The sequence below is a fragment of the Pseudomonas sp. BIGb0164 genome (genome assembly GCF_024810135.1).
GTDB lineage: Bacteria > Pseudomonadota > Gammaproteobacteria > Pseudomonadales > Pseudomonadaceae > Aquipseudomonas.
In genome coordinates, this window is the sequence record NZ_JANUEA010000011.1 from 120,653 (window position 1) to 146,155 (window position 25,503).

The 25,503-nt window shown below is 62.1% G+C and carries 22 protein-coding genes; 8 read left to right on the forward strand and 14 right to left on the reverse strand.

Going from position 1 to position 25,503, the window contains the following annotated elements:
• The first annotated feature begins 1 nt into the window (after position 1).
• Both lipA and M2394_RS26250 read left to right on the forward strand, forming a co-directional pair.
• The gene (lipA, locus tag M2394_RS26245) at positions 2-1,003 is read left to right on the forward strand and encodes a lipoyl synthase (protein WP_176998559.1); all 1,002 of its coding nucleotides are present in this window, start codon (positions 2-4) and stop codon (positions 1,001-1,003) included.
• Between the two features lie 154 nt (positions 1,004-1,157).
• A complete protein-coding gene (locus tag M2394_RS26250; RefSeq protein ID WP_259175103.1) occupies positions 1,158-2,087 on the forward strand; it encodes an LD-carboxypeptidase in 930 nt (309 codons plus the stop codon).
• A gap of 125 nt (positions 2,088-2,212) precedes the next feature.
• On the opposite strand, the gene M2394_RS26255 is transcribed toward M2394_RS26250, so the two are convergent.
• The 5 genes from M2394_RS26255 to leuS form a co-directional block, all read right to left on the reverse strand.
• Positions 2,213-3,538 (reverse strand): lytic murein transglycosylase, encoded by a 1,326-nt coding sequence (locus M2394_RS26255; RefSeq protein WP_178919396.1) that lies wholly within the window; start codon positions 3,536-3,538, stop codon positions 2,213-2,215.
• A 61-nt stretch (positions 3,539-3,599) separates the two neighbouring features.
• Entirely contained in the window at positions 3,600-3,764 is a 165-nt protein-coding gene (gene arfA / locus M2394_RS26260; RefSeq protein ID WP_003176285.1) for an alternative ribosome rescue factor ArfA, read from the reverse strand.
• Between the two features lie 156 nt (positions 3,765-3,920).
• The gene (holA, locus tag M2394_RS26265) at positions 3,921-4,958 is read right to left on the reverse strand and encodes a DNA polymerase III subunit delta (RefSeq protein ID WP_178919398.1); all 1,038 of its coding nucleotides are present in this window, start codon (positions 4,956-4,958) and stop codon (positions 3,921-3,923) included.
• A gap of 39 nt (positions 4,959-4,997) precedes the next feature.
• A complete protein-coding gene (lptE, locus tag M2394_RS26270) occupies positions 4,998-5,603 on the reverse strand; it encodes an LPS assembly lipoprotein LptE (RefSeq protein WP_259175105.1) in 606 nt (201 codons plus the stop codon).
• Positions 5,604-5,691: 88 nt separating this feature from the next.
• The gene (gene leuS / locus M2394_RS26275; RefSeq protein ID WP_259175106.1) at positions 5,692-8,298 is read right to left on the reverse strand and encodes a leucine--tRNA ligase; all 2,607 of its coding nucleotides are present in this window, start codon (positions 8,296-8,298) and stop codon (positions 5,692-5,694) included.
• Between the two features lie 261 nt (positions 8,299-8,559).
• Between leuS and M2394_RS26280 the strand changes: the two genes are divergently transcribed.
• Positions 8,560-8,877 carry a hypothetical protein gene (locus tag M2394_RS26280; RefSeq protein WP_178919404.1) on the forward strand — a complete coding sequence of 106 codons (318 nt, stop codon included), beginning with the start codon at positions 8,560-8,562 and terminating at the stop codon, positions 8,875-8,877.
• Positions 8,878-8,991: 114 nt separating this feature from the next.
• Positions 8,992-9,753, forward strand: a complete 762-nt coding sequence (locus tag M2394_RS26285; protein WP_259175107.1) for a YdcF family protein — start codon at positions 8,992-8,994, stop codon at positions 9,751-9,753.
• 120 nt (positions 9,754-9,873) lie between these two features.
• Here the strand turns inward: M2394_RS26285 and lnt are convergent, their stop codons facing one another.
• From lnt to miaB, 5 genes are all read right to left on the reverse strand, one after another.
• Positions 9,874-11,397 carry an apolipoprotein N-acyltransferase gene (gene lnt, locus M2394_RS26290; protein WP_259175108.1) on the reverse strand — a complete coding sequence of 508 codons (1,524 nt, stop codon included), beginning with the start codon at positions 11,395-11,397 and terminating at the stop codon, positions 9,874-9,876.
• A gap of 8 nt (positions 11,398-11,405) precedes the next feature.
• A complete protein-coding gene (locus tag M2394_RS26295) occupies positions 11,406-12,245 on the reverse strand; it encodes an HlyC/CorC family transporter (protein WP_176998520.1) in 840 nt (279 codons plus the stop codon).
• 42 nt (positions 12,246-12,287) lie between these two features.
• Positions 12,288-12,746, reverse strand: coding sequence for an rRNA maturation RNase YbeY (gene ybeY, locus M2394_RS26300; RefSeq protein WP_259175110.1), 459 nt, complete (start codon positions 12,744-12,746; stop codon positions 12,288-12,290).
• On the reverse strand, positions 12,739-13,743 hold the full coding sequence (locus M2394_RS26305) for a PhoH family protein (RefSeq protein ID WP_259175111.1): 1,005 nt from the start codon (positions 13,741-13,743) through the stop codon (positions 12,739-12,741). Before M2394_RS26305 ends, ybeY begins: the two co-directional genes overlap by 8 nt.
• A gap of 252 nt (positions 13,744-13,995) precedes the next feature.
• On the reverse strand, positions 13,996-15,324 hold the full coding sequence (miaB, locus tag M2394_RS26310; protein ID WP_178919413.1) for a tRNA (N6-isopentenyl adenosine(37)-C2)-methylthiotransferase MiaB: 1,329 nt from the start codon (positions 15,322-15,324) through the stop codon (positions 13,996-13,998).
• A gap of 131 nt (positions 15,325-15,455) precedes the next feature.
• On the opposite strand from miaB, the gene M2394_RS26315 reads away from it, so the two are divergent.
• On the forward strand, positions 15,456-15,782 hold the full coding sequence (locus tag M2394_RS26315; RefSeq protein WP_003194436.1) for a DUF1820 family protein: 327 nt from the start codon (positions 15,456-15,458) through the stop codon (positions 15,780-15,782).
• Positions 15,783-15,910: 128 nt separating this feature from the next.
• On the opposite strand, the gene M2394_RS26320 is transcribed toward M2394_RS26315, so the two are convergent.
• The 4 genes from M2394_RS26320 to M2394_RS26335 all read right to left on the reverse strand — a co-directional run bounded on the left by M2394_RS26320 (position 15,911) and on the right by M2394_RS26335 (position 19,431).
• Positions 15,911-16,465 (reverse strand): tetratricopeptide repeat protein, encoded by a 555-nt coding sequence (locus M2394_RS26320; RefSeq protein WP_176998516.1) that lies wholly within the window; start codon positions 16,463-16,465, stop codon positions 15,911-15,913.
• A 224-nt stretch (positions 16,466-16,689) separates the two neighbouring features.
• Positions 16,690-17,973, reverse strand: a complete 1,284-nt coding sequence (gene hemL, locus M2394_RS26325) for a glutamate-1-semialdehyde 2,1-aminomutase (RefSeq protein WP_178919415.1) — start codon at positions 17,971-17,973, stop codon at positions 16,690-16,692.
• Positions 17,974-17,990: 17 nt separating this feature from the next.
• Complete coding sequence (thiE, locus tag M2394_RS26330; RefSeq protein WP_178919417.1) at positions 17,991-18,614, reverse strand: thiamine phosphate synthase; 624 nt, start codon at positions 18,612-18,614, stop codon at positions 17,991-17,993.
• A gap of 19 nt (positions 18,615-18,633) precedes the next feature.
• Positions 18,634-19,431: a hydroxymethylpyrimidine/phosphomethylpyrimidine kinase gene (locus M2394_RS26335; protein WP_178919419.1), complete on the reverse strand. Its 798-nt coding sequence runs from the start codon at positions 19,429-19,431 to the stop codon at positions 18,634-18,636.
• Positions 19,432-19,717: 286 nt separating this feature from the next.
• Between M2394_RS26335 and M2394_RS26340 the strand changes: the two genes are divergently transcribed.
• The 3 genes from M2394_RS26340 to amn all read left to right on the forward strand — a co-directional run bounded on the left by M2394_RS26340 (position 19,718) and on the right by amn (position 25,493).
• Positions 19,718-22,096: a hybrid sensor histidine kinase/response regulator gene (locus tag M2394_RS26340; RefSeq protein ID WP_259175112.1), complete on the forward strand. Its 2,379-nt coding sequence runs from the start codon at positions 19,718-19,720 to the stop codon at positions 22,094-22,096.
• Positions 22,097-22,185: 89 nt separating this feature from the next.
• Complete coding sequence (locus M2394_RS26345) at positions 22,186-23,835, forward strand: acyl-CoA dehydrogenase family protein (RefSeq protein WP_259175113.1); 1,650 nt, start codon at positions 22,186-22,188, stop codon at positions 23,833-23,835.
• Between the two features lie 158 nt (positions 23,836-23,993).
• Complete coding sequence (gene amn / locus M2394_RS26350) at positions 23,994-25,493, forward strand: AMP nucleosidase (protein WP_259175114.1); 1,500 nt, start codon at positions 23,994-23,996, stop codon at positions 25,491-25,493.
• Positions 25,494-25,503 lie beyond the last annotated feature (10 nt).

Sequence of the window (25,503 nt, forward strand, 5' to 3'; positions counted from 1 at the left end):
CATGATCCCGACGGTGGACGTTACAGACCGTCCGGCCCCGGCCCCGCGTGCCAAGGTGGAAGCCGGCGTCAAGCTGCGCGGCGCCGAGAAGGTTGCACGCATCCCGGTGAAGATCATTCCGACCACCGAACTGCCGAAGAAACCCGACTGGATCCGCGTACGCATCCCGGTTTCGCCGGAAGTCGACCGTATCAAGGCCTTGCTGCGCAAGCACAAGCTGCACAGCGTGTGCGAAGAAGCGTCCTGCCCGAACCTGGGCGAGTGCTTCTCTGGCGGCACCGCCACCTTCATGATCATGGGTGACATCTGCACCCGTCGTTGCCCGTTCTGCGACGTCGGCCACGGCCGTCCGAAGCCACTGGACGTCAACGAGCCGGAAAGCCTGGCCATCGCCATCGCCGACCTGCGCCTCAAGTACGTGGTGATCACTTCGGTAGACCGCGACGACCTGCGTGACGGCGGTGCCCAGCACTTTGCCGACTGCATCCGCGAGATCCGCAAGCTGTCGCCGAACGTGATGCTCGAAACCCTGGTGCCGGACTACCGTGGCCGCATGGACGTGGCGCTGGAAATCACCGCCGCCGAGCCGCCGGATGTGTTCAACCACAACCTGGAAACCGTGCCACGCCTGTACAAGGCTGCGCGCCCAGGTTCGGACTACCAGTGGTCGCTGACCCTGCTGCAGAAATTCAAGCAGATGATGCCTCACGTTCCAACCAAGTCCGGCTTGATGCTGGGCCTGGGCGAGACCGACGAGGAAGTGATCGAAGTCATGAAGCGCATGCGCGAACACGACATCGACATGCTGACCCTGGGCCAGTACCTGCAACCGTCCCGCAGCCACTTGCCGGTGCAGCGTTTCGTGCACCCGGACACCTTCGCCTGGTTCGCCGAGGAAGGTTACAAGATGGGCTTCAAGAACGTGGCCTCGGGCCCGCTGGTGCGCTCCTCGTACCACGCTGACGAGCAGGCCAAGCTGGTCAAGGCGAGCCTGGTTTCGTAAGCCGCACCGCAATTGAATGTGGATGCGGGCTTGTGTGGGAGCGGGCTTGCTCGCGAATACGGTGTTTCAGTCACCTGATTAATCGACTGATACTCCGCTTTCGCGAGCAAGCCCGCTCCCACATTGGGTTCTGCGTTTAAGTGGGAGACCATGGATGACCAGTAAATCAACAGTTGCCGTACACGCCCTTCGCTCTGAAGGCACCATCGCCCTGATCGCCCCCGCCGGTCCTGCCGCACTGGACGTCGAAAAAGCCGGTCACTGGATGCGTTCCCGCGGCTACGATCTGCGAATTTTTCCTGGCGTGTATGAACGCGACGGCTACCTCGCCGGCAGCGATGACGTTCGCCTGCGTGACCTGCACGACGCCTTCGCCGATCCCGATATCGACGCGATCTTCTGCCTGCGTGGCGGCTACGGCACGCCACGCCTGCTCGATCGCCTGGATTTCGACCTGCTGCGCGCCAACCCCAAGCCATTCGTAGGCTACAGCGACATCACCGCGTTGCACCTGGCTATCAGCCGCTACGCCGGCTTCGTGACCTTTCATGGGCCGATGCTCAACGCCGACCTGCTGGGCGACAAGCAGCAACCTACCGAGTCGTCACTGTTCAGCATGCTGCGCGGCCAATTGGGCGCTGGCAGTGTGCTTGCACATCCGGTGGCCTACCCGTTGATCACTGTCGAGCCTGGCATCGCCTGTGGGCGCTTGCTGGGGGGCAACCTGTCGATGATCGCGGCAGTGATGGGCACTGCCTTTGAGATTGATGCAGAAGGCATCATCCTGCTGATTGAAGACGTCAACGAGCCGATCTACCGGATCGACCGGCTGCTCACCCACTTGCGGTTGGCGGGCAAGCTGGATCAGGTGGCGGGTGTGCTGGTGGGGGATGTGGCAGGGGTGGACAATGCCGTGCTGGAGCGACTGCTCAAGCAGACCTTCGGACCGCTGCGCATTCCAGTGCTGGCCGGCTGGCGCAGTGGGCATTGCGATCCGAACCTGACCTTGCCGATGGGCGCTTTGGTACGCCTGGATGCGGGAGAGCAGCGGTTGGTGTTGGAGCAGGATGTGGTCTTTAAATAACCGTCGCCTGTGACACCGTCTTCGCAGGCAAGCCAGCTCCCACATTCGACCGTATTCCAAAGGATGCTCACGGTTAAATGTGGGAGCGGGCTTGCTCGCGAAGACGGTAGTCGCCATAAGCACTTCTACCGGGTTTGCAGGGATTCCAGCAGCTTCACCGTCGGATACCCATCCGCCGGCCAGCCCAACGCTTGCTGCGCCGCACGAATCGCCTTGCGCGTATTCGCACCAATGATCCCGTCCGGGTTCCCGGCGTCATAGCCTTTGGCACTGAGTGCCGTCTGCAAATCGATGCGCTGCGAGCGACTCAGCGGCAATTCATCTTTCGGCCAATCGCCACGAATCACACCGCCACCGCCAAACCGTTCCGACAGCAGGCCCACTGCCAGTGCGTAGGACGACGAGTTGTTGTACTTGAGGATCGCGCGGAAGTTATCCAGTACCAGGAAGGCTGGGCCGCGGTAGCCTGCCGGCAGCAGCAGCGCAGCGGAGAGCTGGCTGACGTTTGGCGGGATGCTCGCGCCTGGCGGCAACTGGATGCCCAGGTTCAGCCATTCGGCGACCGACTTGCGCACGCCGCCATCGGCCAGTGCGTAATCGAAGTTCGTTGGCAATTGCTTGACCTCGAAACCCCACGGCTGGCCTTTCTGCCAGCCGGAGCTTTGCAGGTAGTGGGCGGTGGAGGCGAGGGCGTCGGCCGGGCTGTTCCAGATATCGCGGCGACCGTCGCCATCGAAGTCCACGGCGTGGGTGTTGTAGGTGGTCGGGATAAATTGGGTCTGGCCCATGGCACCGGCCCAGGAGCCTTTCATCTGGTCGGCCTGGATGTCGCCGTGCTGGATGATCTGCAGCGCGGCCAGCAACTGCGCCTGGGCGAATGCCGGGCGACGGCCTTCGTAGGCCAGGGTCGCCAGGGAGCGGATCACCGAGTTGTTGCCCTGGAATTGGCCGAAGTTGCTTTCCATGCCCCACACCGACACCAGCGCTTGGCGATCAACGCCATAACGCTGCTCGATGCTTTGCAGGATGTCTGCATATTTGATCAGCAGGGCCTGGCCGTTGCGCACGCGTACCGGCGACAGGGCGCCGTCGAGGTATTCCCACACCGGGCGAGAAAACTCAGGTTGGCTGCGGTCGGCACGGATGACCGCCATATCGGGTGTGACGTTGGCGAACGCCGTGTCGAACACGGCAGCCGTGATGCCGGCCTGCAGGGCTTGCACGCGAAAACCCGCCTGCCATTCAGCAAAGGTCTGGGTGGGTTGGATGTCGAGGTTGTCCACGGCGACGGGGGGCACGACAGCAGGCGCAACAGCGGGTGCGGTCTGGAGCTTGGGCAGCGGTTGAGCGTCGGCGGCGGTGGGTTTTTCCGCGCAGGCGACGAGCAGAATAAGGCTGGAGGCAGCGATCAATTGGCGAAGGTGCCAACGACGGGAAAGGCTAGAGGGCATGCACAGGTCCAGGGATTACAAATCAGGTGCAGACCTTATCATGCCGGAGGGGCGCTTGCCTTCAGGCAGCCAGAAAGTAAGAAGCCTCCCAGCTATTAGACTGGAAGGCTTCGCGGCGGTAGCTGCCTTTGCCCTTGCCGGCGCGTTCCTGACGGCTGCGGAACAGTGGCTGGGCGATGATGGATTTGGCCTTGTTCGGGCCATGCTTGGATGGCTTTTTGCTCATGCTCGGTACTCTCATAGGGTGGGTTAAAGCGGTGCAAATCATCTGCCGAAGTTGGGCGGCTGTAAAGGCTGGCACCTCTCAGAAATTGTAAATGCGATCAAAATGTGGGAGCTGGCTTGCCTGCTCCCACAGGGGTATGCGGTGTTCGGGGGGTGTTTATTCGGCGGGGAGTGTCAGGCGCTGGCCGGCCATCAGCAGCGACAAACGGCTCAGGCTCATCCATGGGGAACCGGCCGCCTGGCCCTTGATCTGGGCATCGATGCGCTGGGCTTCCAGCAACAGTTGCGCCCAGCGTTGCGCCGAGTGCCGTTGCAGGGCTTTGCTCATCAGGGGCTTGCGTTTGTCCCAGACAGGCGGCTTGGCCTGGCTGAACGCTTTGTCCAGCGGCGTGCCTTGGCTGTATTGCAAGGCAATATTGGCCAGCACCCGCAGCTCCCGAGCCAGGGCCCAGAGAATCACCGGTGGCTCCACGCCTTCTCCGCGCAAGCCTTCGAGCATGCGCAGGGCGTGGGCCGGTTCGCCATTGAGGATCGCATCCACCAGCCCGAACACGTCAAAGCGCGCACTGTCGGCCACCGCGCCTTGCACGGTTTCGACCGTAATCTGGCCGTCTTCAGCCATCAGCTTGAGCTTTTCGATCTCCTGGGCAGCGGCAAGCAGGTTGCCTTCCACCCGGGCGGCAATCAGCTCGACAGCGTCTTGGGTAGCGGCAAGCCCCGATTGAGACAAGCGTTGACGAATCCACTGCGGCAGTTGGCTGCTGTCCACTGGCCAGATCTGAATGAACTGGGTCTGCGCGCCTTCCACCAAGGCCTTGCCCCATTTGGTTTTCTGCGCACTGCCGTCGAGTTTGGGCAGGCTGACCAGCAGTACCGTGTCTTCGGCGGGGCGTGCGCAGTATTCCATCAGGGCCGCCGCGCCTTTGTCACCGGGCTTGCCGGAGGGCAGGCGCAGTTCCAGCAGGCGCTTTTCGGCAAACAGCGACATGCTCGCACCGGCTTGCAGCAGCGTCCCCCAGTCAAAACTGGCGTCGGCGCTGAACACCTGGCGTTCGTCGAAACCTTGCTGGCGTGCGGCACTGCGAATGGCGTCTGCGGCTTCCTGGCACAGCAGTGGGTCATCGCCACTGACGATGTACACAGGCGCGAGGCCACCTTGCAGGTGTTTGGCGAGTTGGGCGGGGGCGAGTTTCATAGGCGGGGCGAACGGGGCGCCAGGGGCGCCCCGCTTGGCTTACTCGACAGGGACTTCAACAGGCGACTGTTTCGGCGTGTTGTCTTCGTACTCTTGTGCCGCTTTCAGCGCGTCAGCATCGGCCTTGGCCTTGTTGTCGGCGGTTTGCTGTAGGGCATCGAGCTGTTGCGGGGTGAACAACGACAGGCGCAGGACCATGCGTTGCACCAGTTCACGGCGCATTTCCTTGCGGACCTGGATGATTTCCGAGTCGGAGCCCACCAGGTTGTTGCCATCGTGGGTGACGATTTTCTGTACCTGGATCTTGTCACCCATCAGTGGCAGGTGATCGCGGCCCTGCATCTGGAAGAACAGCTCGGTGCTCAGTTCGACTTCCGAAGAGCGGCCGGCGCTGGCATAGCTCAGGTTGCGCTGGGTTTCTTTCTCGTCGACAAGGAACAGCTTGTAAGGCGCGCCGTTGTAGATATGCACGCCGCTGTTTTCCAGGACCTGGCGCAACTGGACCACGGTGGTGCCGTAGGCGTCGCGGGCGCTGAGGTCCAGCTCCTTGATCGTCAGGTCATTGGTACCGGTGCCGCGCAGCTGGAAGCCGCAAGCGCTCAGAAGAACGGCGAGGCCCATCACCAGCAAATTGCGTTTGATCATTTTGTTGCTCCCCTTGAAACCATGCGGGCCTTATCGCGGCCCTAAAGGTTTAGTTCGGCGCAGGGCTCAGGCCCTGCGCCCGATCCGATTAGCTAGCGACGATATTGACCAGCTTGCCAGGCACCACGATCACCTTGCGGATCGTCAGGCCTTCAGTGAAGCGCAGCACGTTTTCGTTGACGCGGGCAGCCGCCTCGACGTCTTCGCGGCTGGCGCTGGCAGGCATGTCGATCTGGCCACGCAGTTTACCGTTGACCTGGATAACCAGTTGCAGGGTGTCCTGCACCAGGGCGCTGTCATCCTGTACCGGCCAGCGTGCGTCGATAACGGCATCGCTGTGGCCCAGGCGGTTCCACAGGTCGTGGCTGATGTGCGGCGTGATCGGTGCCAGCAGCAGAGTCACCGTTTCCAGGCCCTCCTGTACCAGCGCACGGTCCTGCTCGGTGGCTTGCGGTGCTTTTTCCAGCACGTTCATCAGGGTCATCACCTGGGCGATGGCGGTGTTGAACTTGTGGTTCTGGCCCACGTCCTGGCTGGCTTGTTTGATGGCCAGGTGCGTGCTGCGGCGAATGACTTTCTGCTCGTCGCTCAAGGCAGCCACGTCCAGCTTGCCCGGCAGGCCTTGGCTGATGTGGGCGTGCGCCAGGCGCCAGACGCGCTTGAGGAAGCGGTGCGAGCCTTCGACGCCGGAGTCGGACCATTCGGCGCTCATGTCCGGCGGCGAGGCGAACATCATGAACAGGCGGCAGGTGTCGGCGCCGAACTGATCGATCATCGACTGCGGGTCAACGCCGTTGTTCTTGGACTTGGCCATCTTCTCGGTGCCGCCGATCTCTACCGGCAGGCCGTCGGCGATCAGCTTGGCGCTGATGACCTTGGCTTTGCTGTCGCGCTCAAGCTCGACGTCGGCCGGGTTGTACCAGGTGTAGGCACCGTTGGCTTCACGGCGATAGTAAGTCTCGGCGACCACCATGCCCTGGGTCAGCAGGTTCTTGAACGGCTCATCGGAGCTCACCAGGCCTTCGTCGCGCATCAGCTTGTGGAAGAACCGCGCGTACAGCAGGTGAAGGATGGCGTGTTCGATACCGCCGATGTACTGGTCGACCGGCAACCAGTGGTCGGCCGCGGATTTCTCCACCAGGCCACCTTCATAGTGCGGCGAGGCGTAGCGGGCGTAGTACCACGACGACTCGACGAAGGTGTCCATGGTGTCGGTTTCACGCTTGGCAGGCTGGCCGCATTTGGGGCAGCTGCATTCGTAGAACTCGGGCATGCGCGCCAGTGGCGAGCCTGCGCCGTCCGGCACCACGTCTTCCGGCAGGACGACCGGCAGTTGGTCTTCCGGTACTGGCACGTCGCCACAGCTTTCGCAGTGGATGATCGGGATCGGGCAGCCCCAGTAGCGCTGGCGGCTGATGCCCCAGTCGCGCAGGCGGAACTGGGTGCGCGAGGCGCCCAGGTTCTTCTTGATCAGTGCAACTTCGATCGCATCGAAAGCGCCTTGGAAATCCAGACCATCGAATTCGCCGGAGTTGATCAGCTCACCGTGCTCGCCATAGGCGTCTTGCCACGGGGCCGGGTTGGTGTCGCCCGAGCTGGTGCGCACCACGGATTTGATCGGCAGGCTGTATTTGGTGGCGAACTCGAAATCGCGCTCGTCGTGGGCCGGCACTGCCATTACGGCGCCATCACCGTAGTGCATCAGCACGTAGTTGGCGACCCATACCGGCAGCTTCTCGCCAGTCAGTGGGTGCTCGACAAACAGGCCGGTCGGCAGGCCTTTTTTCTCCTGGGTGGCGACGTCGGCTTCAGCCACGCTGCCGCCTTTGCATTCGGCGATGAACGCCTGCAGCTCAGGGTTGTTCTGTGCGGCCTGGGTGGCCAGCGGGTGTTCAGCGGCCACGGCCACGTAGGTCGCGCCCATCAGGGTGTCGGGGCGAGTGGTGAAGACTTTGAGTGCGCCCGCTTCGCCGATCGAGTCGACGTTGTACGGGAACTGCACTTCCATGCCCTTGGATTTGCCGATCCAGTTGCGCTGCATGGTCTTGACCTGTTCCGGCCAGCCCGGCAGGTCGTCGAGGCTCGACAAGAGTTCATCCGCGTAGGCGGTGATCTTGAAGTAGTACATCGGGATTTCGCGCTTTTCGATCAGCGCGCCGGAGCGCCAGCCGCGACCGTCGATCACTTGCTCGTTGGCCAGTACGGTCTGGTCCAGCGGGTCCCAGTTCACGGTACCGCTTTTCTTGTAGATCACACCTTTTTCGAACAGGCGGGTGAACAGCCATTGTTCCCAGCGGTAGTAATCCGGCTTGCAGGTGGTCACTTCGCGGGACCAGTCCACCGCCAGGCCCAGGCTGCGCAGCTGGGTCTTCATGTAGGCGATGTTTTCGTAGGTCCACTTGGCGGGGGCCACGTTGTTTTTCATCGCGGCGTTTTCCGCCGGCATGCCGAAGGCGTCCCAACCCATGGGTTGCAGGACGTTCTTGCCTTGCATGCGCTGGTAGCGGGAAATCACGTCACCGATGGTGTAGTTGCGCACGTGCCCCATGTGTAGCTTGCCGCTGGGGTAAGGGAACATCGATAGGCAGTAGTAAGTCTCCTTGCCTGGCTGTTCACTGACTTCAAAGGACTTTTGCTCGTCCCAGAAGGTTTGGGCGGCATTTTCTATTTCACGGGGCTGATATTGTTCGTGCATGGCTACTTTTGAACTGAATAGGGGTGGCCTAATCCTCTTCGGTGCAACGTTCAGGTCCATCGACACCAAAAAGCGGCGCGTCCGTGCCCAAACCCTGCGGGAAGTGGAGTTACAGGAAGCGCCGTAGCATACATGACCCCACTCTATCGAGGGAAACCCTGATTGCGCAGCCAGGGCCGTCTGTCGCGGCGCCAGGCATGCGCGGCCATGGGGACTACGCTGTTGAGTGGGGAGCAAGTATTTCTTCAATGAGGTGAGGGGATGGTTGAATCGCAGCGAACTTTAACGAAACCGCAGTTGTATGAAGGACTGATCGACCGTTTGGGTCGGGCATTGGATGCCGCAAGAACCGCAGGCCGTTTGCGTGATGAGCGGCCTCTGGAGCTGGAGTTGCGAGGCTTGAGCCAGGCAGAACTTGAACTGATCAAGGTTTACCTGGAATTGAATCACCACCGCGCCTCTCCTGCGCAGGCTTCCCCGCCTGCCCAAGAGCCCTCGCGTTCGGCCAAGGTGATCTGGCTGAAGGACTTGTCTGCCGGCCGCGGCCCGGAAAAGCGTCGAGCCGTTCGGTGCAAGTGAAACACGGCGTCATCCGTTAGCCTTCTCAGTGTGTACCGGCGCAGAAAGTGTGTGGGTAAAGATTGTCGCTAAACCCTGTTGCATCTAGGCTTCGGGCATCTATGGAGATGCCCGATGCCTATTCGTTATTTCATTAAACAATTGCTCTTGCCGCCCGGCATTTTCTTGCTGTTGCTGGCGTTCGCCTGGTGGTGCAGAAAGCGCCGTCCGCGCCTGGCGGGATTCTGCTTTGCCGTGGGGTTTGGCGGGATGTGGTTGATGAGCCTGCCGGTGGTGGTGCAATGGGGCGCGCACGCGCTGGAGACCGAGCCGCCGCTGGCCCGGGATGAGTGGGCAACGCTGGCCCAGCGAGCGGATGCGATTGTGGTGCTGGGGTCGGGGCGTGAGCGTGGCGACCCGGCGTGGGGCAGTGACCAGCCCACCGGTATCGGCTTGGAGCGCCAGCGTTATGCCGCGCGATTGGCCAAGGCTTCCGGGTTGCCGGTGCTGACCACCGGTGGCTTGCACTACGGCACGCCGCCGAGCGAAGCCGAATTGATGGCGGTGTCGATGAAGGATGATTTCGGTGTAGACGTGCGCTGGAAGGAAGAGCGCAGCCGCACCACCTGGGAAAACGCGCAGATGAGCGCCGAGATTCTATTGCCCCAGGGCATCAAGCGCGTGGTGGTGGTGACCCAGGCGTGGCATATGCCGCGTTCGGTGTGGAGCTTTGAAAAGGCGGGCTTCACGGTGGTGCCAGCGCCGGTAGGTTTCCTGGGCGTGGACAACGCCCGTCCACTGGGCGGTTGGATGCCGGAGTTCGTGTCGGTGTGGCGCAGTGGGCAGTTGATCAATGAGGCGGTGGGGCAGGTGGGGTACCGGTTGTTCTATAAGTAACACCGTAGGGTAAATGTGGGAGCGGGCTTGCCTGCGATAGCATCACCCTGGTGTATCTGATACACCGAGGTGCCTGCATCGCAGGCAAGCCAGCTCCCACATTGGTTTTATGTGTATCTGTTAGACGGTTTTGGCCATCCGTCCCGCCAGCAACGCCCAGCCAAACAGCCCCAGGCACAGGATGATCAGCGGCCACGAGCGCCATTGCAGGTATGGCGTGAGGTTGTGCATCGGCACCACTTCGCCATACAGAATGCCGCGTTCGAACTGCGGGATCTGCGCGGTAATCTGCCCGAAGGGGTTGATCAGGCCGGTCACGCCATTGTTGGTGGCGCGGATCATCCAGCGCCCGGCTTCCAGTGCGCGCATCTGCGCCATTTGCAGGTGCTGCAACGGGCCGATGGAGCGGCCGAACCAGGTGTCGTTGCTGATGGTCAGCAGCAAGTCGCTCTGGGCAGAGAGGCCGGCGGCGAATTCCGGGTACACCACTTCATAACAAATGAACGGCGCAATCTGATAGCCCTTGGCCTGCAGCATCGCCTGGTCGGACGGGCCGCGAGCGAAGTCCGACATCGGCAGGTCAAAAAAGGCGATCAAGCCGCGCAGCATGTCTTGCAGAGGGACGTACTCACCGAATGGCACCAGTTTCTGTTTGAGGTAGGTGCCGTCGCCTTCGCCCACCACGGTAATGCCGTTGAAGTAGCGCTTCTGGTGGTGCACTTCCTGGCGAATCGGCACGCCGGTGATCAGCGCACTATGCCGGTCGGCGGCAAACTTGCCCATCATGCCCAGGTAGCCTTCCACCGATTCCTTGAGCACTGGCACGGCGGTTTCCGGCCACACCAGCAGGTCGGCACGCTTGGAGCTGAAGCTCATGTCGCGGTACAGCGCCAACTGCGCGTTGAGCTGTTCCGGGTCCCACTTCATGCTTTGTTCGACGTTGCCCTGGATAGCGGCAACGCTCAGCGGCGCGCCGGACGGTGTGGTCCAGGCGTGATGCTTGAGCGCCAGGCCAATGGCCCATGGCGCTACCAGCAGCACCAGGCCGGCGCCGATAAAACCGTTGCGCTTGCTTGCCAGCAGGCGTGGCAGGTTGCACAGCACGGCGGCGGTCAGTGCCAGCGCAAATGAGATCAGCCACATCCCGCCCAGCGGCGCGAGGCCGGTGAGAGGGCCATCGAGCTGGCTGTAACCGGAGTACAGCCAGGGGAAACCGGTGAGGAACCAGCCGCGAAACGCTTCCTGGCCCACCCACAGCGCGGCGAAGGTCAAGGCATCGGCCAGCGGCGCCTCATTGCGACGCAGCCAGCGCGCCCACAGCCAGGCGGGCAGGGCGAAGAACCAGGCGATGGCGGCGGTAAACAGCAGCATCAGGAAACCGGCCAGCAACACCGAAGCGCCGCCGAAGTGATGGATGCTGTAGTAGATCCAGCTGGTGCCGGCGCCAAACAGGCCGAAACCGAAGCACCAGCCACGGCCGAGGGCCTGGCGTGGGCTCAGCTCCCGCAATCCGACATAGAACAGGCCGACCGCCACCAGCGCAAACGGCCATAGATCGAACGGCGCCAGCGCCAGGGTGGTGATGGCGCCGGCCACCACGGCCAGCAAATTACCGGGCCAGCCGGGGCGGGTTAGGCGCTGCATGTCATTCCTTAGCGGGCAATAGGGGTCAAGCGGATCAAGTGGATACGACGGCTGTCGGCATTCAGGATGCGGAAGCGATACGCGCCAATTTCGGTGGTTTCGTTACGTTTTGGCAGGTGGCCGAACGCACTCATCACCAGGCCGCCCACGGTGTCGAACTCATCGTCGGAGAATTCGCTGTCGAAGAATTCGTTGAAGTTCTCGATCGGCGTCAGCGCCTTGACCAGGAAATCACCGCTGGGCAGCGGCTTGATGTAGCTGTCCTCTTCGACGTCGTGCTCGTCTTCGATGTCGCCGACGATCTGTTCCAACACGTCTTCGATGGTGACCAGGCCGGCTACGCCGCCGTATTCGTCGATCACAATGGCCATGTGATTGTGGTTGGCGCGGAACTCACGCAGCAACACGTTCAGGCGCTTGGATTCAGGTACGAAGGTGGCCGGACGCAGCAGGTCCTTGATGTTGAAGTTGTCGCCGTTCTCCTTGAGGATCAGCGGCAACAGGTCCTTGGCCAGCAGGACACCCATCACGTCGTCATGGCTTTCGCCGATCACCGGGTAGCGCGAGTGCGCCGAGTCGATCACGGCCGGGAGGAATTCCCGTGGGGTCTGGTTCGCCTTGATGCTGATCATCTGCGAGCGCGGGACCATGATGTCCCGAACCTGCAGGTCAGCCACCTGGATGGCGCCTTCGACGATGGCCAGCGCTTCGCTGTCCAGCAACTTGTTCTGATGGGCCTCGCGCAGCAGCTCCAGCAGCTCCTGGCGGTTTTTCGGCTCGTGGGCAAAAGCCTGGGTCAATTTACCCAGCCATGACTTCTGCCCGTTGCTCGATCGGTCTTCGCTCATAGCGATTACTCTGAATCCTTTATTGTTACAGTTGAGTGTTTTTTAAGCTTCGTCGTCCGCATACGGGTCCGGATGACCCAATTCTGCAAGCAACGTTTGTTCCAGTGTTTCCATTTCCAGGGCTTCGTCATCGTCTATATGGTCGTAACCCAAGAGATGCAAGCAGCCGTGGATGACCAGGTGGGCCCAGTGGGCCTCAAGTTCCTTGCCTTGTTCCTTTGCTTCACGCTCCACCACCGGTACGCAGATCACCAGGTCGCCCAGCAGCGGGATATCCAGTAACTCATCCGGTACGTCGGCGGGGAAGGACAGCACGTTGGTCGCGTAATCCTTCTGGCGCCAGGTGTGATTCAGTTCACGGCCTTCCGGCTCGTCCACCAGGCGAATGGTCAGTTCCGAGTCGGCGGTGCGCTGGCGCAAGGCCAGGGCGCACCACTGGCGGAACTGTTCTTCGCTGGGGGCGGGCGCTTCGGTGGCCAGTTGCAGGTCAAGCTCAAGCATCGTGGCGCACATCCTTGGCGGGGGCGTCGTCGCGGTGCTCGAAGCGCTCGTAGGCCTCGACAATGCGCTGCACCAGCGGGTGGCGCACGACGTCCTTGGGCGAGAAGTGCGTGAAACTGATGCCCGGTACGTCCTTGAGCACTTCAATCACATGGCCCAGGCCCGACTTGGTGCCCCTGGGCAGGTCAACCTGGGTAATGTCGCCGGTGATAATGGCCGTGGAGCCGAAGCCGATGCGGGTCAGGAACATCTTCATCTGCTCGACCGTGGTGTTCTGGCTTTCGTCGAGGATGATGAAACTGTTGCTCAAGGTGCGGCCGCGCATGTAGGCCAGCGGGGCGATCTCGATCACCTGGCGCTCGATCAGCTTGGCCACGTATTCAAAGCCAAGCATCTCGTACAGCGCGTCGTAGAGCGGGCGCAGGTACGGGTCGATCTTCTGGGCCAGGTCGCCGGGCAGGAAACCGAGCTTTTCGCCCGCTTCGACCGCCGGACGCACCAGCAGGATGCGGCGCACTTGCTCGCGCTCAAGGGCATCCACTGCACAGGCCACGGCCAGGTAGGTCTTGCCGGTACCGGCGGGGCCGATGCCGAAATTGATGTCGTTGCCCAGGATTGCCTTGACGTACTTCTGCTGATTCAAGCCCTTTGGGCGAATCATGCCTTTCTTGGTTCGCAGGGCCACGCTGGCTTCGGCCACCGGGTTGTTGGCCAGGTCTTCCACAGCTGATTCCTGCAAGTACAGGTGCACGATTTCCGGCGACAGTTCACTGCCCTTGGTTTCGCGGTAGAGACGGCGCAGCAGGTTTTCTGCCGATTGGGTGGGCTGGGGTTCGCCGATGAGCTCGAACTGATTGCCGCGGTTGCGGATCTCGATGCCCAGGCGTTGTTCGATCAGACGCAGGTGCTCGTCGAACTGTCCGCACAGATTGGCGAAACGGCGAGCCTCAAACGGCTCGAGGAGAAAACGATGGGGTTCTGCTATGGGTGCGTTCAAGGTTGCTTTTAGCCGCCCTTTGGCTGTTGAGGTGAAAGAGAGAATAACGCCAGCTGCTTGTGTGCGAAAGCACTTAAATCGGCTGACCTCGATCTCAGTAACAATGAAGAACCCCTGTGGGAGCTGGCTTGCCTGCGATGAGGCCAGCACATCCAAAATAGAGGCTGGCTGTTACATCGCTATCGCAGCGATGCGGCGACCCGACAAGCCAGCTCCCACATTTGATCTTCATTTGTAGTCAGAGTGTTTGTGTCAGTTGATCAGTGAGCCGCGCAACGAGTGCGGTTGCGCCGCATCAATGTGCACATCCGCAAACTGGCCGATCAAGGTGGGATTGTCGCAGCGGAAGTTGACGATTCGGTTGTTCTCGGTGCGGCCTTGCAGCTCGCCCGGGTCCTTTTTCGAATAGTCGGTGACCAGGATGCGCTGGATCGACCCGACCATTTGTCGGCTGATCTCGAACCCTTGCTGGTTCAGGCGGTGCTGCAGCGCATTCAGGCGCTCTTTTTTCAGCGCTTCCGGGGTCTCGTCCACCAAATCGGCCGCAGGCGTGCCCGGGCGCTGGCTGTAGACAAAGGAATAGGAGAAGTCGAAACCGACGTCTTCGATCAGCTTCATGGTCTGCTCGAAGTCTTTCTCGGTTTCACCCGGGAAGCCGACGATAAAGTCCGAGCTGATGCAGATACCCGGCACGGCGGCGCGCAGTTTGCGCAGTTTGGATTTGTACTCCAGCGCCGTGTGGTTGCGCTTCATCGCCGCCAGGATGCGGTCCGAGCCCGATTGCACCGGCAAATGCAGGTGTTTGACCAGCTCTGGCACTTCGGCGTGGGCCTGGATCAGGCTGTCGGAGAACTCCAGCGGGTGCGAGGTGGTGTAGCGGATGCGCTCGATACCGTCCACGGCCGCCACCACGCGGATCAGCTCCGCCAGGTCGGCCAGGCGCCCGTCGTCGGTCAGGCCGCGGTAGCCGTTGACGTTCTGGCCCAGCAGGGTCACTTCACGCACCCCGTTTTCGGCCAGGTGGATGATTTCCGACAGCACGTCGTCAAATGGACGGCTGACTTCTTCGCCACGGGTGTAGGGCACCACGCAGAAGGTGCAGTACTTGCTGCAACCTTCCATCACCGACACGTAGGCGCTCGGGCCGTCGATGCGCGGCTCGGGCAGATGGTCGAATTTTTCGATTTCGGGGAACGACACGTCCACCTGCGGCAACTTGCTGATGCGTGCGGCGTCGATCATTTCCGGCAGGCGGTGCAGGGTCTGCGGGCCGAAGACCACGTCGACATAAGGCGCGCGGTCGCGGATGGCGGCGCCTTCCTGGCTGGCCACGCAACCGCCGACGGCGATCACCATGTCCGGGTTGGCCAGTTTCAATTCACGCCAGCGGCCCAGCTGGGAGTACACACGGTCCTGGGCCCGTTCGCGGATCGAGCAGGTATTGAGCAGGATCACGTCGGCATCTTCGGCGCGGGCGGTGACTTCCAGGGCCTGGTGTTCGCCCAGCAGATCGACCATGCGCGAGCTGTCGTACTCGTTCATCTGGCAACCGTGGGTTTCGATGTAAAGCTTCTTGGCCATGGGAATCGTCAACTGGTGGTAAAGAACCGCGCATTATAGGGGGCATGCCCATTGGTTCCTAGCGTTGTGCATCGGGTGCCATGCTATAGTTCGCGCCCTCTTTTATATCCCCGATGTGTTATCCGCCCACCATGACCAAACGTGAAGCTCCAATCTACAAGGTGATTTTCCTCAACCAGGGCCAGGTGTTCGAAATGTACGCCAAGCAGATCTATCAGAGTGATCTGTGGGGTTTCCTGGAGGTGGAAGAGTTCGTCTTTGGCGAGCGCACCCAATTGGTCGTTGATCCGGGCGAAGAGAAGCTCAAGGCGCAGTTTGAAGGCGTGGTGCGCAGCTTTGTGCCGATGCATTCGATCGTGCGCATCGATGAGGTGGAGCGCCTGGGCACGCCGAAGATCAGCGAGGCCCGGGGCACCAGCAATGTGATGCCTTTCCCGATGCCAATGCCCGAGAAGTAAGGCTTTTAATCGCGGCGCGGCCTTCGCAGGCAAGCCAGCTCCCACATTTGACCGAGTTTCACTTTTGGAATGCGTTCAATGTGGGAGCCGGGCTTGCCCGCGATAGCGGTAGAAGGGTTTAGCTCAAATCAGGGAAGGGGTGAGAAGGGCGAACGCCCATCGGCACTCTGCAATTCCTGCAGGTAGTTACGGAAAATCTGGCCCAGCACCTGGGTGGCCACTTCCAGTTCATCGCGCTGCATGTGCTCGGCGACTTCGTCGGCAGTGTCCAGCGCGTCTTCAGCGCCGTTGACCGCGGCCATCTTCAGCACGATATAGGCCTGGACGTTGTTGGCTGGCACGCCTTCGCCCTTGAAGAACATGTTGCCCAGCTCAAATTGTGCCTGCGCATGGCCCTGCAACGAGGCTTTCTCGAAATAGCTCAAGGCTTTGTTGAGGTCGCGGGCGGGGTTCTTGCTGTCGTGGTAGTACTCGCCCAACTCGTATTGCGCCTGCGCATCCCCGCCATCGGCCTGTTTCTGGCACGCGCTCAGGGCTTCGGCCTGGCTGTCTGGCTGGGTATTGAGGGTGCAACGACCCATCGCTGGGATTAACAACGAGTTGCCGCCTGCTTGTGCATGTGCCAGCAGCGGCTGAAGGAGCAACAGGCAGCCCAGAACCAGGGTGCGGCCGGTGCGTTTCATGGGAATCGACTTACCTCTGACGGGGCACGCGGACCCTAGGGGGTCCAATAAGCGCGCATTATGAAATAAGCAGGCCCCTGCTTACAAAGTCTTTACTCGTTTTTCTGCTGCGTGGGCAAGTTATCTGCCGGATTGCAGGTGATTTCTCGAAAAATGCAGGAAATCTCTGTAAGCAAAGTAGCAAATCTGACGCCGCCAGGGGCAGCGCCAGGTTTTTGCGTCACTTATTTCAGGGCCGCGAAGGCGCGCTCGGCAGCGTCCAGGGTCAACTTCAACTCGGCTTCGCCATGGGCGATGGAGGTGAACCCGGCCTCAAAGGCACTCGGCGCCAGGTACACGCCGCCTTCGAGCATCAGGTGGAAGAAGCGCTTGAACAGGTCGGCATCGCTGCCCATCACGTCATCGAAGGTGACGATGTCGTCGGCGCCACTGAAGTACAGGCCGAACATGCCGCCCGCCTGGGTGGTGACAAACGGAATGCCCGCCGCGTCGGCACGCTGTTGCAGGCCGTCGAGCAGGCGGGTGGTGTAGTCGGTCAGCTCGGCGTGGAAGCCCGGGCGGCTGATCAGGCGCAAGGTGGTCAGGCCAGCGGCCATGGCCAGCGGGTTACCCGACAGGGTGCCCGCCTGGTACACCGGGCCCAGTGGCGCGATGTGCTGCATGATGTTGCGTTTGCCGCCGAAGCAGCCCACTGGCATGCCGCCACCGATGATCTTGCCGAAGGTGCTCAGGTCGGGCGTCACGCCGTAATAGGCCTGCGCGCCGCCGAGGGCTACGCGGAAACCGGTCATCACTTCATCGAAAATCAACACCACGCCGTGCTTGTCGCACTGCTCGCGCAAACCTTCCAGGAAGCCCGGTGCCGGTGGCACGCAGTTCATGTTGCCGGCGACCGGCTCGACGATGATGCACGCCACGTCCTGGCCCACTTCGTTGAGCATCTGCTCGACGGCGCCAATGTCGTTGAACGGCAGGGTCAGGGTGTGTTTGGCAAACGCGGCCGGCACACCGGCCGAGCTAGGCACGCCCTGGGTCAGCAGGCCCGAGCCGGCCTTGACGAGCAGGCTGTCGGAGTGGCCGTGGTAGCAGCCTTCGAACTTGATGATGCTGTCGCGGCCGGTAAAACCACGAGCCAGGCGGATGGCGCTCATGGTGGCTTCGGTGCCGGAGCTGACCATGCGCACCATTTCCATCGACGGCACGATCGAGCAGACCAGGTCAGCCATCTCGGTTTCCATGGCGGTCGGTGCGCCGTAGGACAAGCCGTGTTCCAGCTGCTTGCGCACCGCGTCGAGCACGTCCGGGTGGCTGTGGCCGAGAATCATCGGGCCCCAGGAGCCCACGTAGTCCACATAACGTTTGTCGTCTTCGTCGGTGACGTAGGCGCCTTCGGCGTGCTTGAAGAACAGCGGCGTGCCGCCGACGCTCTTGAACGCACGCACGGGGGAGTTCACACCGCCGGGGATGTGTTTCTGGGCATTGGCAAACAGCGTTTCGGAACGGGACATGATCGGGCTCTCTGAAATCAAATCTTAAGAAGGGCGTTGAACGCACGGGCGCGGCGGGTAACTTCCGCAGTGCTGTCGGCACCGAACAGGCCGTGCACCACGGCGAGCAGGTCGGCACCGTGGGCCACCAGCGGCTCGGCGTTTTCCAGGGTCACGCCGCCGATCACGCAGATCGGCAATTGCACGCGGGCGCGGGCCTGGGCGAGCATTTCAACGGTAGCGGCAGGTGCGCCGGGCTTGGTACTGGAATTGAAGAAGCGGCCAAAGGCGACGTAGCTGGCGCCTTCCCGGGCGGCCTGCTCGGCCAGTTCGATCTGGCTGTGGCAGGTGGAGCCGATGATCGCCTTGGAGCCGAGCAGCGCGCGCGCCGGGGTCAGCGGGCCGTCGGTTTGCCCCAGGTGTACGCCGACGCCCAGGCGCGCGGCCAGTTCGGCGTCGTCGTTGATGATCAGCTGGGTCTTGTAGCGTGAGCACAGCTCTCGCAGTTTTTCCGCCTCACGCAGGCGACGGGCTTCGTCGTTGCTTTTGTCGCGGTACTGCAACAGGGTCACGCCGCCGTCCAACGCCGCTTCGACGTAGGCGAGGAATTTGCCGGCCAACAGTTGGCTGTCGGTAATGGCATACAGGCCACGTAGTTTCATCGGGCAGGCCTCTTAAGTCTTACGAGCAGAAATCCAGCGGCAAGCGGCGCGGCACGAACTGGCCCTGGCCGAGTTGTTCGGCATCACGCAGGGTGCGCCAAGTGTAGTTGAGGGCCGATTGCACGGCGCTCACCAGGCCTTCGCCCTGGGCAATCCGCCCGGCCAATGCGCTGGCCAGTGTGCAGCCCGAACCATGGTAGCTGCCCGGCAGGCGCTGGCAGGTAAAGGTCTGGTGCGTGCCGTCGCGGCTGTAGAGGCGGTTGTGCACTTCGTGCTCGTCGCCGTGGCCGCCGGTGATCAGCAGGTGCTTGATATACGGCAGCAGCTTCTCGGCGCATTCATCGGCCGTGCCGTCTGGCAGCTCGGCGAGGATGCGCGCTTCGGGCAGGTTCGGCGTGGCAATCAACGACAACGGCAACAGCCGCTCGCGCATTGCATAACCGACTTCGTCCTTGCCCAGGCTGCCACCGCCACCGGCGCGCAGCACCGGGTCGCATACCACGGGCAGGTGCGGGTGCGCCTGCAGCAGTTCGACCACGGTGTCGACCATCGCCGTGGAGCCGAGCATGCCCAGCTTGACCGCCGCCACTTCGGAATCGCTGAGCACGGCATTGGCCTGGGCCAGTACCCACTCGCGGTCGAGCACGCGGAAATCGCTGACATTGACGGTGTTCTGCACGGTCAGGGCGGTGACGGCCGGAGCCGCATGGCAACCCTGGGCGAGCAGGGCTTCGATATCTGCCTGCAAGCCGGCGCCACCACTGGGGTCGTGGCCGGAGAGACAGAGGACAACGGGGCGAGAGCTGTAGATATTCATGGTGCGCGAGCTTACCACCAAACGCTTTTTGCGTGGCTGTCTGGCGAGGGGTGAATTTCACGGCCTGCCAGACGGGGTTTATGGCTGTTTGCCAGCCAGGGTTTGTTGTTGAAAATGCGCTGAAAGTACCGTTCTAGAGCCTTTCAAAAAATTATTTCAATGGTGTCTAATGGCCTTTACCGGCTATGCTAAAGTGGATCCAAACAACTTACTGTATCGCCGGTATACGTCTTCTCAAAAGGAATGGGGGCTTTTGACAGAACCGGACAGGCCACGCTGGGGCTCTATGCGCTATTTGCTGATCTTAATCTTGTGCGGGCTGCCGATGCTCGCCAGCGCCATCGAGTTCGACCAGGCCACTCGCAGCCTGCCGCTGGGCCGGGTCATGCAAGTGCTCGAAGACCCTACCGATGCCCTCACCATCGCCGACGTCAGTTCCCCTGCCTACGCTTCGAAATTCAAGACCCACGACAAAGCCACTCTCAACGCCGGCTATTCGCGCTCGGTGTTCTGGCTCAAGGTCGACCTGCATTACGTTGCCCAGGATGCCCGCGCCCCGCGCACCTGGTTCCTGGAGCTGGCCTACCCGCCACTCAATCGCCTGGACCTGTACCAGGCCGACGGCACTGGCAAGTACCGCCTCACCACTCGCACCGGCAGCGCGCTGCCGTTCTCCAGCCGCGAAGTGCGTCAGAGCAATTACCTGTTCAAGCTCAACTTCGTGCCCGACCAGCAGGAAACGGTCTACCTGCGCCTGCAAAGCGAAGGCTCGATCCAGGCACCGTTGACGCTCTGGGCCGGCACCGCTTACCTGGAAGAACAGCCGCTGCGCCTGTATGTGCTGGGGGCGATCTATGGCGTGCTGCTCGGCATGTTGATCTACAACCTGTTCATCTACCTGAGCGTGCGCGACACCAGCTACCTTTATTACATCTTCTACATTGCGTCGTTCGGCCTGTACCAGTTGTCGGTCAATGGCGTGGCCGTGGAGTACTTCTGGCCGAACAACCCGTGGTGGACGAACGCGGCGGTGCCGTTCCTGATCGGTTCGGCGGCGCTGTTTGGCAGCCTGTTTGCGCGCAGCTTCCTGCACACCGCGCAGCACAGTCGTTGGCTGGATCGCATCCTGCTGGGGCTGGCCGCGTGTGGCGGGCTGGTGATGGCCCTGGCGCTGCTGACCAGTTATGCCGTGGCGCTGCGCCTGGCCACCGGCTTGGCGCTGGTGTTCACCGTGACCATCTTTGTCGCCGCGATCAAGGCCTGGTGCTGTGGCCAGCGCATGGCGCGCTACTTCATCATTGCCTGGTCGGCCTTCCTGCTGGGTGGCGTGGTTAACACGATGATGGTGTTGGGCTACCTGCCCAACGTGTTCCTCACCATGTACGCCAGCCAGATCGGCTCGGCCATCGAAGTGGCGCTGCTGTCCCTCGCATTGGCCGACCGCATCAACGGCATGCGCGAGCAGCAGGCGCAGATCCTCTTCGATGCCAGCCAGAAGCTCGAAGTGCTTAACCAGGAACTGGCCCGCAGCAACCGGCTCAAGGACGAATTCCTGGCCACCCTGACCCACGAACTGCGCACGCCCATGAACGGCGTGATTGGCTCCCTCGAACTGATGCAGACCGTGCCCCTGGGCGATGACCTTGCGCAATATCAGCAAACGGCTGCCGGTTCGGCGCGGGACATGATGCGCATGGTCAACGGCATCCTCACCCTCACCGAACTGCAGGCCGGCCGCCTCACCGCCCAGGCCCAAGTGTTCAGCCTGCGCGGTGTGCTCGACACCTTGCGCCAGCAGTTCAACGCCAGCGCCCAGAGCAAGGGCCTGGCGTTTTCCATTGATGTGGCCGACGAGCTGCCCGACCGCGTGATGGGCGATGCCGACAAATTGGTCCAGTGCCTGGACTGCCTGCTGGACAACGCCTTCAAGTTCACCCATGAAGGTGTCGTGCGCCTGCGTGTGGTGGGCGTGCCCCACAGTGATGGCAGCTTGCGCCTGAGCTTTATCGTCACCGATACCGGTATCGGCTTTGCGTTCCTCGACGAAGCCACCCTGTACCAGCGCTTCTTCCAGCTTGACGGCTCGACCACCCGGGAATACGGCGGCCTGGGGATCGGCTTGGCAATCTGTCGTCAGTTGATCGAGCTGTTGGGCGGACGCCTGACCCATCATTCCGAGCCGCGCAAGGGCAGTCGGTTCCAGTTGGAAGTGAGCGTCGAGCAGGTCGCGCCCGAGCCCAAGCCCACCGGGCCGGAGCCTTTCGGTCAGCGTGCGCCCCAAGAGTGCGCGGTACTGCTGGTGGATGACAACAGCGTGGGCCAGTTGGCCGTGCGCGGCATGCTGCTCAAGCTGGGCTATCGGGTCAAAACCGTGGACAGCGGCCCGGCTGCGCTGGCGGTTTTGCAGGGTGAAACCTTTGATGCAGTGCTGCTGGATGTGCCTGAAGGCGGGTTCTCGCTGTGTTGTCAGATCCGCGCCTTGCCGGGCTGTGGCGAGCTGCCGGTGATCGCCTTGAGCACCTCGTTACAAGCCCCGGAACGCGAGCGCTGCCATGGCATTGGCGTGACTGATCGACTGGCCAAGCCGGTACGATTCGAGGCGTTGCAGGCGGTGCTGGAGCGCCGTTTGCTGTGCCCGTTAGAGGGTGAAAGCGCCGGGCATTAGGCGCATATGACACTTTTTTAAGCGGGGCGACGGTGCTTAACTGAAATTCAGGCCTCAATTGCACGTGGCCTTTTTCCAGGAGGCCCGTCATGAACCTGCATCAATTTGCCGAAACCCACGACGTCACCAACCAGCCCCCGTCGCTCGACGGCACCAACCTGTATCGCATCGACTTGCCCCTGCAGGAATGGTCGCGCCGCTTTGGCGCCGGCTGGGCCGAGGCGCGTATAGACGCCTACGGTGCGCTGGCCGGCGGGCCGCTGATGGAGGCCGGGTTCCTGGCGAACCAGAACAAACCGGTGTTCAACAGCCATGACCGATATGGTCATCGGATCGATCTGGTCGAGTTTCATCCCGCTTACCATGAACTGATGCGCACGGCGGTGGAGCATGGCCTGCCGTCGCTGCCGTGGGCCCATCCGCAGTCCGGTGCCCATGTGGCCCGCGCCGCCATGACCTACCTGCACAGCCAGGCGGAAGCCGGCACCGGTTGCCCGATGACCATGACCTTTGCCTGTGTCCCTGCCCTGCGTCTGCAACCGGACCTGGCGCAGGCCTGGCTGCCGAAAATCCTCAACACCCAGTACGACCCGCGCAACGTCGGCATTGCCCACAAGGCCGGCGCCACCATTGGCATGGCCATGACCGAGAAACAAGGCGGCACCGATGTGCGTGCCAACACCACCCGCGCTTACCCCGTGGGCGCGGGCGGCCCCGGGCAGGCCTACGAACTGGTGGGCCACAAGTGGTTTTGCTCGGCGCCGATGTGCGATGCCTTCCTGACCCTGGCCCAGACCGACAAAGGCCTGACCTGTTTCCTGCTGCCCCGGTACCGCCCGGATGACACGCGCAACGAGTTTTACATCCAGCGCCTGAAGAACAAGCTGGGCAACTGCTCCAATGCTTCCAGCGAAGTGGAGTTCCGTGGTGCCCTGGCCTGGATGGTCGGCGAAGAGGGGCGTGGCGTGCCCACCATCATCGAAATGGTTGCCATGACCCGCTTTGATTGCATGGTCGGCTCCAGCGCCCTGATGCGTCAGGCGCTCACCCAGGCCAGCCATCATTGCGCCCACCGTTCGGTCGGCGGCCGTGTGCTCAGCGAGCAACCGCTGATGCAAAACGTGCTGGCCGACCTGGCCCTGGAAAGCGAGGCCGCCCTGGCCTTGAGCATGCGCATGGGGCGCGCGCTGGATCATCTGGGCGATGAGAGGGAAGCCAAGTTCGCCCGGTTGGTGACGGCGGTGGGCAAGTATTGGATCTGCAAGCGGGCGCCGGCGATGATCAACGAAGCAGCCGAATGCATGGGGGGAGCAGGCTATGTGGAAGACAGCATCCTGCCGCGTCTCTACCGTGAGGCACCGGTGAATTCGACCTGGGAAGGTTCGGGCAACGTGCAGTGCCTGGATGTACTGCGCGCGCTGTCGAAAGAACCCGGTGTGTTGGAAGCGTTGTTCGTCGAGCTGGGGGATGGGCATGGCGACAAATCATTGGTGCGGCATATTGATCGGTTGAAAGCGGCCTTCATGGACACCCAGGACATTCAATACCGCGCACGGCAATTGACCGAGGACATCGCCATGGCGCTGCAGGCCAAGCTGCTGCTGGAGGCCGGGAATACGGCAGTCAGCGATGGCTTTATCGCCAGCCGCCTGGGCGAATCGTCCGGTCGGGTATACGGTACGTTGCCGCGTGGTGTGGATGTGGGGGCTATTGTTGCTCGTTCGACGCCAACCCTCTGACTACACTCGATTAAAATGTGGGAGCGGGCTTGCTCGCGAATGCGTTGTGTCAGTCACCTATTCATCAACTGACAGGCCGCATTCGCGAGCAAGCCCGCTCCCACATTATTAACCGCATTCCAAACCCGGTGTTTCAGTGAAGCTGGGATACAGGCAAGATGAAGGCCTGCACGTCAGAACACAGGATGCTTACCGTGACCGAAGCTTTTGTTGTCGTTCAAACCGCCGAGGAAGCCGTGGATCGGCTGGCGGCTCTGCATGAGCGTGCTACCGGCGCGCTTAACCAAGCCCTCAAGCGATACCTCAAAGACCGCGTCGAGCCCGACGCCGAACAACGTGCGCTGTTTCGCTACCCGGAACTGCGCCTGACCTACCACTGCCACGGCGAAGTCCCACAGACGACCCGGGCGTATGCCAAGGTCCAGTTGCCGGGTACCTACAGCGTCACCGTCACCCATCCCGCCGCGTTCCGCAAATACTTGCTGGAGCAACTGGTGCCGCTGATGCACGACTTCACCGTGACGGTGGAAGTGGGCGTCAGCCAGCAGAACATTCCTTACCCGTACGTGGTGGAGCAGGGCGACGAACTGGCCGGTTCCGGTGTAACCGCCGCGACCCTGGCCCGGGTATTCCCGAGCACCGACCTGTCGGCGGCCACCGATGGCATCGCCGACGGCCTCTACGATTGGGAAAACACCGACCCGCTGCCTCTGGCATTGTTTGATGCGGCCCGCGTGGACTTCTCCCTGCGCCGCCTGGTGCACTACACCGGCAGCGACTGGCGCCATGTGCAGCCGTGGATCCTGCTGACCAACTACCACCGCTACGTTGACCAGTTCATCCTGCATGGCCTGGAACAACTGCGCAGTGACCCGCGCTTTATCCGCATGGTGCTGCCGGGCAACGTGGTGATCGACAAGTCCATGGACCATGGCGAAGCGTCTGCCATCGCCGCGGGCGTGGTCTGGCACCGTTACCAGATGCCGGCCTACCACCTGCAGGCCAGCGATGGCCATGGCGTGACCCTGGTGAACATCGGCGTTGGCCCGTCCAACGCCAAGAACATCACCGACCACCTGGCGGTGCTGCGCCCGCATTGCTGGCTGATGATCGGCCACTGCGGCGGCCTGCGCCAATCCCAGACCATCGGCGACTACGTGCTGGCCCACGCCTACATGCGCCGCGACGGGATTCTCGACCGCGTGGTGCCGCCGAACATCCCGATCCCGGCCCTGGCCGAAGTGCAACTGGCCTTGCAGCAGGCGGCGGCCAACGTCACCGGCGAAAAAGGCGAAGAGCTGAAAAAACGCCTGCGCACCGGCACCGTGCTGACCTACGACGACCGCAACTGGGAGCTGCGCTGGGCCCAGGAGCGGCCGCTGATCAACCTGTCGCGCGCCGTGGCCGTGGACATGGAAAGCGGCACCATCGCCGCCCAAGGCTATCGCCTGCGGGTGCCGTACGGCACGTTGTTGTGCGTGTCGGACAAGCCGCTGCACAGCGAGATCAAGCTGCCGGGTTCGGCCAACGCGTTCTATGAGCGTGCGGTGAGCCAGCACTTGAAGATCGGCATCGAGGCGGTGGATTTGCTGCGCACCGAACTCAACTCGCTGCACTCGCGCAAACTGCGCAGCTTCGACGAGCCGCCGTTCCGCTAGTTGGGATGGT

Coding starts and splice junctions, on each gene's coding strand:
- lnt (WP_259175108.1), bottom strand. CDS start 11,397: ATGCAGCGCCTAACCCGCCCCGGCTGGCCCGGTAATTTGCTGGCCGTG.
- lptE (WP_259175105.1), bottom strand. CDS start 5,603: ATGATCAAACGCAATTTGCTGGTGATGGGCCTCGCCGTTCTTCTGAGC.
- M2394_RS26255 (WP_178919396.1), bottom strand. CDS start 3,538: ATGCCCTCTAGCCTTTCCCGTCGTTGGCACCTTCGCCAATTGATCGCT.
- lipA (WP_176998559.1), top strand. CDS start 2: ATGATCCCGACGGTGGACGTTACAGACCGTCCGGCCCCGGCCCCGCGT.
- M2394_RS26295 (WP_176998520.1), bottom strand. CDS start 12,245: ATGAGCGAAGACCGATCGAGCAACGGGCAGAAGTCATGGCTGGGTAAA.
- M2394_RS26315 (WP_003194436.1), top strand. CDS start 15,456: ATGACCAAACGTGAAGCTCCAATCTACAAGGTGATTTTCCTCAACCAG.
- M2394_RS26345 (WP_259175113.1), top strand. CDS start 22,186: ATGAACCTGCATCAATTTGCCGAAACCCACGACGTCACCAACCAGCCC.
- hemL (WP_178919415.1), bottom strand. CDS start 17,973: ATGTCCCGTTCCGAAACGCTGTTTGCCAATGCCCAGAAACACATCCCC.
- amn (WP_259175114.1), top strand. CDS start 23,994: ATGAAGGCCTGCACGTCAGAACACAGGATGCTTACCGTGACCGAAGCT.
- miaB (WP_178919413.1), bottom strand. CDS start 15,324: ATGGCCAAGAAGCTTTACATCGAAACCCACGGTTGCCAGATGAACGAG.
- leuS (WP_259175106.1), bottom strand. CDS start 8,298: ATGCACGAACAATATCAGCCCCGTGAAATAGAAAATGCCGCCCAAACC.
- ybeY (WP_259175110.1), bottom strand. CDS start 12,746: ATGCTTGAGCTTGACCTGCAACTGGCCACCGAAGCGCCCGCCCCCAGC.
- M2394_RS26340 (WP_259175112.1), top strand. CDS start 19,718: ATGCGCTATTTGCTGATCTTAATCTTGTGCGGGCTGCCGATGCTCGCC.
- M2394_RS26250 (WP_259175103.1), top strand. CDS start 1,158: ATGACCAGTAAATCAACAGTTGCCGTACACGCCCTTCGCTCTGAAGGC.
- holA (WP_178919398.1), bottom strand. CDS start 4,958: ATGAAACTCGCCCCCGCCCAACTCGCCAAACACCTGCAAGGTGGCCTC.
- M2394_RS26335 (WP_178919419.1), bottom strand. CDS start 19,431: ATGAATATCTACAGCTCTCGCCCCGTTGTCCTCTGTCTCTCCGGCCAC.
- M2394_RS26280 (WP_178919404.1), top strand. CDS start 8,560: ATGGTTGAATCGCAGCGAACTTTAACGAAACCGCAGTTGTATGAAGGA.
- M2394_RS26320 (WP_176998516.1), bottom strand. CDS start 16,465: ATGAAACGCACCGGCCGCACCCTGGTTCTGGGCTGCCTGTTGCTCCTT.
- arfA (WP_003176285.1), bottom strand. CDS start 3,764: ATGAGCAAAAAGCCATCCAAGCATGGCCCGAACAAGGCCAAATCCATC.
- M2394_RS26285 (WP_259175107.1), top strand. CDS start 8,992: ATGCCTATTCGTTATTTCATTAAACAATTGCTCTTGCCGCCCGGCATT.
- thiE (WP_178919417.1), bottom strand. CDS start 18,614: ATGAAACTACGTGGCCTGTATGCCATTACCGACAGCCAACTGTTGGCC.